At 62.9% G+C, this 14,005-nt stretch carries 13 protein-coding genes; 6 read left to right on the top strand and 7 right to left on the bottom strand.

The window, feature by feature from the left end:
- The first annotated feature begins 1 nt into the window (after position 1).
- The 4 genes from QRM57_RS12880 to QRM57_RS12865 all read left to right on the top strand — a co-directional run bounded on the left by QRM57_RS12880 (position 2) and on the right by QRM57_RS12865 (position 3,077).
- The gene (locus QRM57_RS12880; RefSeq protein ID WP_284986905.1) at positions 2-940 is read left to right on the top strand and encodes a J domain-containing protein; all 939 of its coding nucleotides are present in this window, start codon (positions 2-4) and stop codon (positions 938-940) included.
- Between the two features lie 42 nt (positions 941-982).
- Entirely contained in the window at positions 983-1,450 is a 468-nt protein-coding gene (locus tag QRM57_RS12875; protein WP_211714220.1) for a tRNA (cytidine(34)-2'-O)-methyltransferase, read from the top strand.
- 78 nt (positions 1,451-1,528) lie between these two features.
- Entirely contained in the window at positions 1,529-2,254 is a 726-nt protein-coding gene (sigK, locus tag QRM57_RS12870) for an ECF RNA polymerase sigma factor SigK (protein WP_502868648.1), read from the top strand.
- Complete coding sequence (locus tag QRM57_RS12865) at positions 2,247-3,077, top strand: anti-sigma factor (RefSeq protein WP_284986904.1); 831 nt, start codon at positions 2,247-2,249, stop codon at positions 3,075-3,077. Before sigK ends, QRM57_RS12865 begins: the two co-directional genes overlap by 8 nt.
- 88 nt (positions 3,078-3,165) lie before the next feature.
- Here QRM57_RS12865 and QRM57_RS12860 read toward each other — a convergent pair whose 3' ends face one another.
- The 6 genes from QRM57_RS12860 to QRM57_RS12835 form a co-directional block, all read right to left on the bottom strand.
- Positions 3,166-4,569 (bottom strand): GntT/GntP/DsdX family permease, encoded by a 1,404-nt coding sequence (locus QRM57_RS12860; protein WP_284986903.1) that lies wholly within the window; start codon positions 4,567-4,569, stop codon positions 3,166-3,168.
- Positions 4,566-5,111 carry a gluconokinase gene (locus QRM57_RS12855; protein ID WP_211714223.1) on the bottom strand — a complete coding sequence of 182 codons (546 nt, stop codon included), beginning with the start codon at positions 5,109-5,111 and terminating at the stop codon, positions 4,566-4,568. The genes QRM57_RS12860 and QRM57_RS12855 overlap by 4 nt, the downstream gene beginning before the upstream one ends.
- Positions 5,112-5,185: 74 nt before the next feature.
- Entirely contained in the window at positions 5,186-5,965 is a 780-nt protein-coding gene (locus tag QRM57_RS12850) for a PIG-L deacetylase family protein (protein WP_284986902.1), read from the bottom strand.
- A 5-nt stretch (positions 5,966-5,970) separates the two neighbouring features.
- Positions 5,971-6,924: an electron transfer flavoprotein subunit alpha/FixB family protein gene (locus tag QRM57_RS12845; RefSeq protein ID WP_284986901.1), complete on the bottom strand. Its 954-nt coding sequence runs from the start codon at positions 6,922-6,924 to the stop codon at positions 5,971-5,973.
- 13 nt (positions 6,925-6,937) lie between these two features.
- The gene (locus QRM57_RS12840; protein ID WP_284986900.1) at positions 6,938-7,741 is read right to left on the bottom strand and encodes an electron transfer flavoprotein subunit beta/FixA family protein; all 804 of its coding nucleotides are present in this window, start codon (positions 7,739-7,741) and stop codon (positions 6,938-6,940) included.
- A gap of 237 nt (positions 7,742-7,978) precedes the next feature.
- The gene (locus QRM57_RS12835) at positions 7,979-9,607 is read right to left on the bottom strand and encodes a trypsin-like peptidase domain-containing protein (protein WP_284986899.1); all 1,629 of its coding nucleotides are present in this window, start codon (positions 9,605-9,607) and stop codon (positions 7,979-7,981) included.
- Between the two features lie 321 nt (positions 9,608-9,928).
- On the opposite strand from QRM57_RS12835, the gene QRM57_RS12830 reads away from it, so the two are divergent.
- Complete coding sequence (locus QRM57_RS12830; RefSeq protein WP_284986898.1) at positions 9,929-12,007, top strand: TPM domain-containing protein; 2,079 nt, start codon at positions 9,929-9,931, stop codon at positions 12,005-12,007.
- A 100-nt stretch (positions 12,008-12,107) separates the two neighbouring features.
- On the top strand, positions 12,108-12,896 hold the full coding sequence (locus tag QRM57_RS12825; protein WP_235520643.1) for a PspA/IM30 family protein: 789 nt from the start codon (positions 12,108-12,110) through the stop codon (positions 12,894-12,896).
- A 109-nt stretch (positions 12,897-13,005) separates the two neighbouring features.
- On the opposite strand, the gene QRM57_RS12820 is transcribed toward QRM57_RS12825, so the two are convergent.
- Positions 13,006-13,800, bottom strand: coding sequence for a GntR family transcriptional regulator (locus QRM57_RS12820; RefSeq protein WP_284986897.1), 795 nt, complete (start codon positions 13,798-13,800; stop codon positions 13,006-13,008).
- Between the last annotated feature and the right edge of the window lie 205 nt (positions 13,801-14,005).

The raw sequence follows: 14,005 nt of genomic DNA, 5'->3' as shown, positions 1-14,005 counted from the left end.
CTTGGCCGAGGGCAGCAGTTCGCACTATCAGGTTCTCCGCGTCGCCGTCACGGCAACGGACAAGGAGATCAAAGTGGCCTACCGCAAGGCTGCCCGTATGGCCCACCCGGATCACGGCGGCGAAGCGGAAACTTTCCGTCGGGTGACTTTGGCCTACGAGACACTGATCGACCCACAGCGCAGGGCAGAATATGACCGCCGCTATGCCAGCGGAGCGTCGGGTGTCAGCCAGCCGCGGCCAGGCGATTACTCCGGCGCGTCCGCTCCGGGTCCGACCACCAACATCAAACGACCCCAGGCCCAACGGAACACAGCGGGCGATCCACCGGTCTACGTGCCCGGCTTCGAGGACCCCAACGAGGTACCCCTTATCTCCGCGGCAGAAGCTGCCAGGCAAGTCCACGGGATACCCCGCAAACGTGGCATCTTCGGTGCCGAAGCGCGCATCCAGCGCGAGATGCGAACGGTCCAGCTCATCAGCAGGCAAGTCCTGACCGCTATCCCCGCGGCCCGCCTGATCAACGGTCTCCGCTCGCCGTCGGACAACAACCACATCGACCACGCTGTCCTGTCGGGCTACCGGCTTGCCCTGGTGGGCTCCATGCTGCTGCCCAAAGGCGCCTATGCGTGGGACGGACAGTCGCTGCGGCATGGCGGACGTTCCGTGGCTCCCCCGCAACTGGCTCACATCGTCCGCCATATGCAGGAGATCTTTCCTGAACTGAACGTCACCGGCTGGGTGGTCCTGCACAGTCCGGACGGAAACCTCCACGAACCGGTCATCGACCAGTACGGCAAGGGCCAGTCCACCCACAACCCGGTGGAAGTGGTCAACGGTGCAGGACTGGCCCGGGGCTTGAAGCAATTCCTCAGCTCCGGACCGGCACCCAACACGGTAGTGGTACCGGTTCTGGCACGCCTCCTCCGCGGGATGCATTAGGCCCAATCGGCAGCTCCCCGGGCCCCTGACTAAGATGGGACAGTGTTCCGCATCCTTTTCCACACTCCAGAAATCCCGGGCAATACGGGCAACGCTATCCGCCTGGCGGCCATCACCGGGGCTGAGCTCCATTTGGTGGAGCCCTTGGGTTTCGACTTCTCCGACGCCAAGCTGCGCCGCGCCGGCCTCGATTACCACGACCTGGCTGTCGTGACTGTCCACAAGGACATCGACGCCGCGTGGTCGGCCCTGCAGCCGGAGCGCGTCTTCGCCTACACCGCCGACGGCGAAACGTCCTACACGGACATCAGCTACCGCGAAGGGGACGTCCTGATGTTCGGCCCCGAGTCCGTGGGCTTGCCGGAATGGCTCAAGCAGGATCCCCACGTCACCGCACGTGTCCGCCTGCCCATGAAGCCTTCCCTCCGCTCACTGAACCTGGCCAACGCGGCCTCGATCGCAGTCTTCGAGGCCTGGCGGCAAAACGGATTCGCGGGCGCCAAACTCTAGCCCATCCAAGGACCCCACAGCACCGAATACCTTATGCAGGGACAACCCCTGGCCCGGATATTCATTGAGGGAGCCCACGTGAGCGTGCAGCAGACCAGCGCGATGGCAGCAAGGCACCGTCCCGCCGCGCCCACAACACCAGCGGCTCATGCTGCGCGATTCAAACGGGACAACATATGCTGGACGGTGATGGACATCCCCAACAAACCCTCCGTTCCGGTGGTCGAGCCGGCCGATACTGCGACAGACCTGAACTCGCAGCTCACCGGCCTGCTCAACCTTGTGGCCGCAGGAGACCAGCAGGCCTTCGCAGAGTTCTACCGTCTCACTTCGCGGAGGGTATTCGGCATGGCCAAGCGGGTCCTGATTGACCCGGACCTCAGCGAAGACGCCACCCAGGAAGTCTTCATCCAGGTATGGGAAGGCGCAGCAAAGTTTGACCGTGCCGCAGGAACTCCGCTGGCCTGGCTCATGACCATCGCGCATCGTCGCGCCATTGATCGGGTGCGTTCCGTGCAGTCCGCAACGGACCGTGAGGCCAAATACGGCGCAGCCAGCTTGGACCCGGACAGGGACGTGGTGGCAGAGGAAGCGGACAGCAACCTCGAAGCCGAGGCCGTCAGCCGATGCCTTGGCACCTTGACTGACACCCAGCGCGAGTCGGTCCGGCTCGCCTACTACGGCGGCCTGACCTACCGGGAAGTGGCCGAGCACCTTGGCGCCGCCGTTCCCACGATCAAGTCCCGCATCCGCGACGGACTGCTGCGCCTGAAGACCTGCCTGGGGGTGGGTTCCTTTGAGTGAGAACACTGGTGGAGGCTTTATCCGCAGAATGTTTGCCAACGACATTGCTACCGACCTCGCCGAGGGCCGGGTCCTCGAATTGGCTGAGATCTATGCCCTGGACGCCGTCAGTGACGATGAACGGGCCATGATCGATGAGTACGTCAAGGACGCCCCCGAAGCTCAGGAATTCCTGGAGCGGGTCCGTGAAGCCCGCGAGACCCTTGCGGTCAGCTTTGCGCCCGAGGAAGAGCCGCCTGCCGCACTTTTCGGAAACATCATGGACCGCATCACCAAGGACGCTGCAACGGAGCCGGCCTCCGCGCCCGCAGCGTCTACGGTGGCCGTGCCCGCCGTCGACGATCTCGCGGCAGCCAGGGTAAAGCGCGAAGAACGCCGCAATGGTGGCGCGCGCCGATGGATCGTAGGAGCGGCAGCCGCCGCGGCGCTTGCCCTGGGTGGGATTGGTGTGGGGTCGTATGTCTCCGCCCAGAATGATCCCGTCAACCAGGTCCTCCAGGCACAGGATGTCCAGAAGCAGTCTGCAGCGGTTCCCGGCGGCGGCACAGCCACCATCTCGGCGTCCTCGGCCAAGGACTCCTTTGTGGTCCTGATGAATGGCGTAGCACCTGCACCCGAGGGCAAGGTCTACCAGCTGTGGACGCTGCCAAAGGACGGATCCGCCCCCGTACCGCAGGGCACCATGGATGCGCAGACGCTCTCGAAGCCCGCGGTTGTGAAGGGCCTCTCTTCGGCGTCCTCCGTAGCCATCACGGTGGAACCAGCGGGCGGGTCGAAAGCGCCCACCACAGCCCCGGTGCTGGTGGTAGCTCTTTCCGCTTGAGCGCTGACCTGCTGACTTAACGCCCGACGGCGGCCACCCCACCTAAGAGGGGACGGCCGCCGTCGGGCGTCTTACTGCGTTTCGGAAGCTATAAGACCAGCGACAGCAGCATCACGAAGCCGAATCCAACCACGGAAATCAAGGTCTCCATGACCGACCACGTCTTGAACGTTTGCCCGACCGTGAGGCCGAACAGTTCCTTGACCAACCAGAATCCGGCGTCGTTGACATGAGAGAGGAACAGCGAGCCGGCGCCGATCGCCAACGCTAGCAGAGCTGCATGGGTTGGGCTCAGGCTGCTGGCGAGGGGCGCGACGATACCGGCTGCCGTGACCGTGGCGACCGTTGCCGAGCCGGTGGCCAGGCGGAGGGCCACTGCGACAATGAAGCCCAGGACCAGGACCGACATGTTGGCCCCTTCTGCCCACTTCTTGACGGCGTCTCCCACTCCGGCACCAATGAGCGTCTGCTTGAAACCGCCGCCGGCACCCACAATGAGGAGGATGGCTGCGATGGGGCCCAGGCTCTCCCCCAGTTTCGCCGTGATCCTGGTTCCTGTGAATCCCACGGCGTAGCCGAAGGTAACGATTGCCAGGAGCACTGCAAGGGTCATGGCTACCAGCGGCTGGCCGACGAAGTCGAAGAAGATCCTGATGCCGGGCGCAGTTGCGGCGTCCGGCCAAATGATGCCCCCCAAGGCCTTCAGGAGCATCAGGACAACCGGGAAAATGATGGTCAGCAGCGTCACGCCAAAGGAAGGCTGGCGCTTGACATCGCTCAGGTCCGCCGTGTGCTGGGTGTCAATGCCACCAGCAACGGCAGGAGCGTCTACGGGTACCCACCGGGCAGCAAGGCGTGAGAAAAGCGGGCCACAGATGATAACGGTGGGGATAGCCACCAAGATGCCCAGGCCCAGCGTTGTTCCCAGTTCCGCTTTCACTGCGCTGATGGCAATGAGCGGTCCGGGGTGCGGCGGCACGAGGCCGTGAAGCACCGACAGGCCAGCCAAAGCCGGGATGGCTATACGCATCAGCTTCATCTTGGATCGCTGGGTGACCAGCACGATGACCGGGAGCAGCAGGACGAGCCCGATCTCGAAGAACATGGGCAGGCCGATGATGACAGCAACCAGCGTGATCATCCAGACCAGCTTGTTGCCGCTGGCCTTGGCCAGCAAAGTATCGACAACCCGGTTGGCACCGCCGGAATCGGCGAGCAACTTTCCGAGCATGGCGCCAAGCGCAATCAGCAGGCCAACTTCCTTCAGGACACCGCCCACACCGTCCTCGAAGTTGGTGATGACTTTCCCCAGCTCCACCCCTGATGCCAGCCCCACAAAGGCCGAACCCAGGACAAGGGCGAGGAACGGGTGCATCTTGAGTTTCGCGATCAGCACTACGATCAGGGCGATTCCCAACGCTGCCACCACGAGGAGTTGCGTGTCGTGCGCGGCCCATTGCTGGACCTCCGTCGCAGTTTCCAGGGCCTTCACGAAGCACTCGTTCCGGTATTGGCGCCTGCGGGGCGAAGACCAAGCCGCTCGATGACTTCATCCGCTTCTTCGGCGGGCGACGCGGAAACGCACAGCGAGATGTAGTTCTCGTCGTCGGTGGGTTCCTCCAGGGCGTCAAACTGCGATTCCAGAAGCGACGGCGGCATGAAATGCCCGTGCCTGGAGGCCAGTCGGTCCGAGATCTTGTCCTTGCTTCCTTGTAGGAAAACGAAGACCACTCCTTCGCCGCGGAGAACGTCGCGGTACTTCTTTTTCAGTGCCGAGCACGTAATGATTGCCGGGATTCCGGCGTCCGTGCGCTGACGGATCCAATCCGAAATGATGCCCAGCCAAGGCCAACGGTCCTCATCAGTGAGGGCGAGCCCCGACTGCATCTTGGCGACGTTGGCTTCGGGATGAAGGTCGTCGCCCTCAGCGAGATCCCATCCCAGCTTCCCGGCGAGAACACCGGCCACAGTCGATTTGCCGGAACCGGAGACTCCCATAATCACCAGTACGGGTTGTTGCGCAGTCTTCGCCATCAAAGTCTGCCTTCCTCGAATAAATATGATTTAACCGAGACCAAGCATATGACACGGGTTACATCACGGCAATATCAGAAGCCTGCTATGGTGCTGGATCCATTGACGGACACCACATGGAAGCCCTCGGCGCTGGTCCCCTCCGGCAGTCCGGCACGTTGTCCGTTAGCGAGCATCAGTCCGCGGACCACCCTCTCCATCGCCTCGACATCCGGGTGCTGGCTCGCGTGGACCCGTATGGCGTCGAGCTTGGCGGAAACGTGGGCCGAGACATCCACGAAGTGGTTCTCCCGGGCCTCCGGGCTCGAGATAAACCAGAGCCACGGCAACTTGTAGGCCTCGAGCCCGGCCTCCGCCAGTTCCGGATAGGCGAAGGGATTCTCCACCGCCGGATACACGGCCCGGGTCACCGCTTCCCCTGCGGCAAGGTGGTCGGGGTGGCTCTTCTGGAGGCGGTCCCAGTTCCGCTCCGGATGCATGGTCAAGACGATGTCCGGCCGGATCTCACGGATCAGCTTCACCACCTGCTTGATGACGCCGTGAGTCGGTTCAAGGTAGCCGTCGCGCTCGTGAAGGTAATGGATGTCAGTGACACCAACCAACGCAGCGGCACGCTTCTGCTCCTCAGCCCGCAACTCGATGATGCGTTCCCGGTCCACAGGATCGAATCCACCGGCATCGCCGTCTGTCATGATGCAGTAGCTGACCTGGACACCGGCTGCCGTCCAGGCCGCGATGGTCCCCGCAGCGCCGAAATCGATGTCGTCAGGATGGGCGGTAAAACAAAGCACCCGCTCGACACGCTCCGTGGAGGCATCGAACGGGCTCTTTGCTGACGGGATGTCAGTAGGCAAAGGGATCAGCCTTTCCGCTTCTTGATTTCCGCGGTGGCCTGCGGGAGGACCTTGAACAGGTCACCGATAATGCCATAGTCCGCGATCTCGAACACCGGTGACTCGGCGTCCTTGTTGATGGCAACGATGACCTTGGAGGTCTGCATACCAGCCTTCTGCTGGATGGCTCCGGAAATGCCGGCCGAGATATACAACTGCGGAGAAACCGTGACTCCGGTCTGGCCGACCTGGGCATCGTGACCAATCCAGCCAGCGTCAGTGGCAGCACGGGATGCTCCCACTGCGGCACCCAAGGCGTCTGCGAGCTCTTCCAGTGGACCGAAGTCCCCGTCCACGCCGCGTCCGCCGGCAACAACGATCCTGGCTTCGCTGAGGTCCGGCCGCCCACTGACCGGCTTTTCGGTGCGGGCCGCGATGCGGGCAGAGTTCGCTGCGGCGTCGGCCGGTACATCCACCGTGGTGGTCGTCGGGACAGCGGTAGCACCAACCGGAGCCGGCTCAACGTTATTGGCCTTCACCGACAACACCGTGACCGGCGTCGTGGCCTTGGCAGTGGTGGTGTAGGAACCGGCCAGCACAGACTTGTGCGCAGTGCCGTCAGCTTCGACGCCCACGACATCCGTGATCACACCTGCGCTGAGCTTGATGCCCAGTCGGCCTGCGATTTCCTTGCCCTCTGGCGAGTTGTCGAGAAGCACTGCGGTGGCTCCCGAAGCGTCGACGGCTGCCGCAAGGTAGGCGGCCTTCGGCCCAACAAGGTATTCGTCAAGGTTCGCCAGCGACGGCTGGTACACCGTGGAGGCGCCATAGGCACCCAGGGTGGCAGCGACGTCGTCGGTCAGTTCACCGGTGATTGCGACGGCGGTCTCCCCCAGCGAACGGGCGATGGTCAGGAGCTCCAAGCTGCTCTTCTTGAGAGCCGCTCCCGGGTTGTCAATGAAAACAAGTGCATTTGCCATGGTTGGGATCCCCTTAGAGCAGCTTCTGTGCGGCCAGGAAGTCGACCAGCTTGATGCCGGCGTCGCCTTCGTCTGTGATGATGGTGCCCGCGGTCCGGGGCGGACGCGCATCAGCCGATTCCACCACTGTCCAGGAACCGGCCAGGCCGACCTGGGAGGCGTCCAGCCCAATATCGGACAGCGTCAGGGAAGCGATCTTCTTTTTCTTGGCTGCCAGGATTCCCTTGAAGTTGGGGTACCGGGGCTCGTTGATCTGGTCGGTGACCGAAACGACGGCCGGAAGGCTCGCTTCGACAGTCTCCGAAAAGTGGCCGGCGTCGCGGCGTGCGCGGACCTGGCCGCCCGAAACCTCCAGGCTCGACGCGAAGGTCACCTGTGGGTACGACAACCGCTCAGCCAACTGCGCCGGAACAAGCGAGGTCTCGCCATCGGTCGATGCCATGCCCGTCAGGACAAGGTCCACAGGACGGCCGTCAGCCGAAAGGTGCTCAATGGCGGCGGCAAGGGCAAGCGACGTAGCCGCCGCATCCGAGCCGGCCAGCGCGTCGTCACTCAGGTGGACGCCCGAATACGCGCCGATCTGGAGGGATTTCTTGACGGCATTAACGGCTCCCGAAGGACCCATGCTCAAGGCGATGACCTCGTTGCCGGCTTTGGGGCCGCCACGCTCTTCGGCGAGCTGCAGCGCGGCCTCGAGGGCGTACTCATCCAGTTCGGACAGGATGCTCTCGTCACGGTCGGTTGTGTTGTCTGGGCCGGTGATGTGCCGGTCGAACTGCGCGTCCGGGACGTGCTTGACCAGAACGACAATCTTCAATGTCTCTTCCACTGTCTTCGAAGCAGCCTTCCATGCTTGTGGACGGCCAAACGCAGAAGCGTGGCCGTGAATTGCCCAGCGCGTGGGCTCGTCCTAGCTAAGCATATTGCCCACGGAATTCCACTCCCAGCGTTAACCCCTGTTTCGGGCCACACGGCAGGGTGCAACGACGAAACGGGCAACACCCAAGGGTGCGGCCCGCCGTCGTACTTCGCTTTTCCTGCTGTTGCTGCGCGCTTACTGCTGGGCAGCCGCGTCGAGGGTAACTTCAACCTCCTGCGACTGGCCGCCGCGGAGGATGGTCACCTTCACCTTGGCGCCCGCCGGCTGCTCCCGGACCGCTGCCGTGAGCTGGTTGGGGTCGCTGACCGCGTAGTCCCCGAACTTGGTAACGACGTCGCCCACTTTCAGCCCGGCCTTCGCGGCGGCGGAGCCCGACGTCACCGAAGCAACCTCGGCACCGACCGAGAAGCTCGAGTCACTGCCCGTGGAGGACTTGGCCCGCACCGAGACGCCGAACTGGCCGTGGCTGGCCTTGCCGGTATCGATAATCTCCTGGGCCACGCGCTTGGCATGGTTGATCGGGATGCTGAAGCCCACGCCGATGTTGCCGCTGGAAGAACTGGAGGTGCCGCTGCCGGCGGAAGCGATCGCGACGTTCACGCCGATGATTTCACCCTTGCTGTTGACCAAGGCGCCGCCGGAGTTACCCGGGTTGATCGCGGCGTCAGTCTGGATCACGTTGATGGAGATGGATCCCTCATTTGCCGTGGACTGGCTCTGGCCACCGCCTGGAGGGGCGAATTGGAAGCCCTGTCCGCCGCCCTGAGAATTGTCTGTGCCTTCCTTCGGCGCGGCCGACGAAGCCACGCTGATGGTGCGGTTCAGGGTCGAAACGATGCCGTCCGTGACCGTCCCAGTCAGGCCCAGCGGCGAACCGATCGCGACGGCGGTGTCCCCCACGTTGATCTTGGAAGAGTCACCCAACGCTGCCGGAACCAGGCCCGAGGCGTCGTCCACCTTGATGACGGCCAGGTCTGACAAAGGATCTGTGCCTACGACCGTGCCCTTGAGCACCTTGCCATCGCTGGTTCGTACCTCGATCGCAGCGTTGGACGTCGCTCCGTCCAGGGTGACCACGTGGGTGTTGGTCAGGATGTGGCCCTTGTCATCGAGGATGATGCCGGAGCCCGTACCGCCTTCGTTGCCACTGGTTGCCTTGATGGTCACCACGCTGGGTGAGGCCTTGGCGGCTGCCGCGGTGATGACGTTGACGTCGTCCTTGTTGTTCACGATGACCGTGCTGGACTGGCTGCCCGTCGAGGCCGCCGGTGAGGTGTTGTTGTCCCACAGCGCGTTGCTTCCAGCCACCACGCCGCCGCCAATCAAGCCAGCGGCGAGCATGCTCGCGACCAGGGTCCCGACGCCGAAGGCCGGCTTGCGTTTGGTGGTGACTGCCGATGACTGTCCGGGCGTGTGCTGCGATCCTGGGCCCTGATGGGGTCCCTGGGCGTTGCTGAAATGCGAGCCCGGGTTGTTGGCCTGTCCCCCACCGTAGAACGGCTGCTGTGAGGGGTACGCAGGACGCTGCGTTGGGTCCTGCTGCTGGGCGCCAGGCTGAGCGCCTTGGGCCGGGCCTTGCTGCGGGGATCCGTAGTAGTGGGGGGTCGGTGCCGGCGGCTGATGCTGTCCGGCCGGCGGCTGATATGCCGGAATGGGAGTTGTTGGTTGTGCTCCACCCTGGCCTGAAGTCCAGGCAGGCTGCTGCTGGGTAGCGTTGGCATCGTTGTGCTCGCCCGAAGTGGCCCGTGGCTCAGACGGCTCACGGTTCTCTGGGGCGGTGCCCTGCGCTGGGTTCTCCGTCATGGGTCTTCCTTTCGTCCTCGTCTTCATCAACTATGTACCCATTCACTGGAACAAAAGCGGACGTTCGCTGGGAGCTTCCTGAAAGGGCAGGGCGAGCGGTGCAGGGGTTCCTTGGATTGCCCTAAACGTGCCAACAGCCACGCTTTCTCCTATATTTCGCTGGTGGCATATTCACCGCTGTGGACGGGCTATGGGGTGCACCATAGAATCAAGAGGAATTGCCACAGCGACCTGCGGCTTTACACCATGCGTGGGGCCGCTGAGCATTCTGTGACGATTGGTACGCCTTGTTCCAGTCGCAGACGTGCTGAAGGGTTGCACATGCGGTCAATATTTAAACGCGTACTCGCTGTCGTTGGCGTGGCTGGAGTGTTGGCCTTCCCGGCCGGCGCGGCTTTTGCTGCCGATCCTGTGACGATACCGTCGGGGCAGAACATCGTGGATGATGCGAATCTCCTGGGCAGCCGCAAGGGTGAAGTCCAGGACGCAATTCAAAAGACACTTAAGGACCACAAGTACAACCTGTACGTGGTGACGGTGGACTCGTTCACGAATCCTTCCGATCCCAAAGCCTGGACACAGGCCGTAGCTACGGCCAAGAAGATGGGCAAAGCAGACGCCGTTCTGGCCATCTCTGCAGCAGGTCAGTACAACTTCGTGGTGAACTCCGCGAGTTCGATCGCCTCAAAGCAGGCCAACATCACGCAGAACGCTGTGACGGCCAACCTGGCAGGTGGCAAGAAGGACTATGCCCAGGCCGCAATCGATACTGCAGCAGCTATCGGCGACGCAGCCGGCGGCGGCAGTGGAACTGTGCCCAGCGGCAACGCAGGGGTCGGCGTCCTCGTTGGCGTCGGCGCCGTTGCTGCTGGTGGCGCAGGAACCTACCTTTACCTCCGGAACCGCCGCAAGAAGGCCGGCACCAAGGCAGTCAGTGCAAGTTACGGTCCGCAGGGCGAACAGCTTGACCCGTTGGCTGGACTGAGCATCCCCGAGTTGAGGCAGAAGAGCGGTTCGCTGTTGATTGAAGCCGATGATGCGATCAAGTCGAGCGAGCAGGAACTCGGCTTCGCGCAGGCACAGTATGGCGATTCCGCAATTGGCAACTTCACCAAGGCTCTGGAAGAGGCCAAGAACCACATGACCGAGTCGTTCAAGCTGCAGCAGCAGCTCGACGACCATATCCCGGACACCGAAGAACAGCAGCGGACCTGGCTTGGAGAGATCATTCGCCGGTCCGAGGCCGCCTTGGCATCACTCCGCGACCAAAAGGCGGATTTCGACTCCCTGCGCGAGCTGGAAAAGACCGCGCCGCAGGCTCTGGCAGCAGTCTCGGCTGGGGCCAAGGACGCTGACGCCAGGATCGCCAGCGCGGAGCAATCCCTTGAAGGACTCCGTGCCAAGTACGCCGAAACCGCTTTGACCCAGGTTTCGGACAACATTCTCCAGGCCAAAGAGCGCCTCGCGTTTGTACAGAACGCCGCCTCCACCGCACAAGAGAAACTGGCTGCAGGTGAGAACAGCATGGCGGCAGTGGCCGTCCGCGCTGCCGAGGAAAGCCTGCACCAGACGAACATCCTGATCGAAGCAATATCCAAGACTGCGGGAAGCCTGGATGAAGCCCGCGCGTCGCTTGACGGCGCCGTGGCTGAAACCAGCCAGGACCTTGCCCAGGCACGTGCGATGATCCAGTCCGGTGCACACCCCGAGCTGGCCGGCCCGGTGGCTGGCGTGGAATCTGCTTTGGCGCAGGTCAAGGCCGAGATTCAGGGCGGCAAGATCGATCCCATCGCCGCGCTCAGCCGAGTTGAGTCGGCCCATCAGGTCCTGGACCAGTCGTTGACGGGTATCCGGGACCAGCAGGAACAGGCCCGGCGCGCCCAGGCCTCGCTGCAGCAAACCATCATGGCGGCGCAGGCCCAAATCAGCGCTACCTCGGACTACATCACAGCTCGACGCGGCGGCGTAGGCACAGAAGCCCGTACCCGACTGGCCGAAGCACAGCGAAACCTCGACTACGCCTTGTCCATCTCCCGCAATGATCCCGTAACGGCCCTGACCTACGCCCAGCAGGCACACTCCCTCGCCGCCCAGGCAGCTCAGCTCGCACAGTCCGACGTTGACCAGTTCGGCTACGCCGACCAAGGCTACGGTCGTGGTGGAATGTTCGGCGGCGGCGGAGGCGGCGGTGGTGGCCTCGGCGGCGCCATCCTCGGCGGAATCCTCATCAACTCCATCCTCAACGGCGGCGGAGGTGGCTGGGGTGGTGGCCACAACGACGGCGGGGGCGGCGGAGGCTTCTTCGGCGGCGACTCGGGCGGTGGCGACTTCGGTGGCGGTGGCGGCGACTTCGGTGGCGGTGGCGGCGACTTCGGTGGCGGCGATTCCGGCAGCTTCTAGACCTACAAACTAAGCGGGGTCCGTGCCCCAAATAGCAGCGGTACAACAACTGATCACTGATTTCAGTGGGCATCCACTGAGCAGGACGAAAGGCAACACCATGGTTAAGCAGTCCATTTTCGGTCGGATCTCGCAGCTGGCTAAGGCCAACATCAACGCCTTGCTCGACCAGGCAGAGGACCCGCAGAAAATGCTGGACCAGATGGTCCGCGACTACACGAACAACATTGCCGAGGCCGAGTCAGCTGTGGCGCAGACCATCGGCAACCTCAGGATGCTGCAGGCCGACTACAACGAGGACATCAAGAATGCCCAGGACTGGGGCAACAAAGCACTCGCTGCGTCCCGCAAGGCCGACGAATACCGTGCTTCCGGCAACGCCGCGGATGCCCAGAAGTTCGACAACCTCGCCAAGGTGGCCATCCAGCGGCAGATGACTGCCGAATCCGAGGCACGGACGGCTGAGCCCAGCATCGCGTCCCAGACCGAGGTTGTGGACAAGCTCAAGACCGGGCTTGACCAGATGAAGAACAAGCTCAACCAGCTCACCGCCAAGCGCAACGAGCTCGTGGCACGCTCGAAGACAGCCGCTGCGCAGTCCCAGGTACACGACGCCCTCAAGAGCATCGACATCATGGACCCGACCAGCGAAGTAGGCCGCTTCGAAGAGAAGATCCGCCGCGAAGAGGCAAAGGTCCTCGGCCAGCAGGAACTCGCCAGCTCCAGCCTCGATGCCCAGTTCAACCAGTTGGAAGACCTCGGCGAACAGACCGAAATCGAGGCCCGGCTCGCGGCACTCAAGTCCGGCGGCGCCAAGCCGGCTATCGGTGCCGGCACCCCGGCCTCGAGCGGCTCGACCGTTGACGAAGCCGACTTCGACAAGCTCTAGAAAGCCGCCGGCACGTTCAAGCCGGCACCCTTATAAACCTTGAAGTGGGTGGGACCGGATACCGGTCCTACCCACTTTTTTGTTGCCTCTTTTGACTCCAGCACGGCAACTATCCACCAGGCTGCGGCTGGTCCTGGCCCGGGCTGGCATCCGTTGCCACTTCGGCCCGGATCTCAAAACCTTTCGGATGGAAGTACGTCACCGTGCATTCCAGAACCTCGCCGTGGGGTCCGAGCGTGGTCCGTTCCAAGCGCGGGACCATGGGGAATTCACGCACGTTCAGGGCGTCAGCGAGGTGCTCCGGGGGAGCATGCATGGTTACCGTGATTTCGGCCCGGTGCAGGGGCTTGAGGGTCCTGTCCTGGATGACTTGGTAAATCGAGTTCCGCTCCGCGTCGGCAAGACTGATGTGGCGTCCAATGTGCGACGGTATGAATATCTCAGCAATTGCATAAGGCCAGCCCGCGCTTGAATAGGAGCGGCGAATGACCAGAACAAGGTTGTCCTCGGAGACCAGCTTGGCCGGCACCGATTGATCCTTTTCCATCCACTTGTATTCGATGAGCCCTTTGACGGTCTTCATCCCCGCCGCAGTAAACGTCTCCATGAACGGTGCCAGGCGGTTGAGCATCTTGACCGGCCGCTGGGCCATCACGAACGTCCCCTTTCCCTGCCTGCGGATCAGGAGACCCTTGACCACGAGCTTCTCAATGGCTTTACGAACAGTAGTACGGCTGATCCCGTACTCATCCATGAGGGACTCTTCCGTTGGTATGCGGGAGCCCGGTTCCAAGCGGCTGACCTGTTCTGTCAGGACGTCGGCCACCTGCTGGTAGACAGCGACTGGGCTGTCCCGTTGAAGGATCCGACGATCGAGGCCAAGGTGGGGGTCTTCATTGACCAATGGGCCGTCTCCTCTGTTCTGGCAAAGTATGGCAACTATCAGACGCAAAGGAATTCCGTGCGCGGCCAATCGGCTTCGATGCTAGCATCGGCGGCCCGACCTGCCCTTAAGGCAAAAGATCCGGATCAGTAATACTGATCCGGATCTTCATCCAGTTGCGGGGACAGGATTTGAACCTGTGACCTCTGGGTTATGAGCCCAGCGA

The sequence above is a fragment of the Arthrobacter sp. fls2-241-R2A-172 genome (assembly GCF_030208885.1).
Lineage (GTDB): Bacteria > Actinomycetota > Actinomycetes > Actinomycetales > Micrococcaceae > Arthrobacter.
The sequence above is the reverse complement of the archived record's forward strand: the minus strand, read 5'-3'. Positions and strand labels throughout refer to the sequence as shown.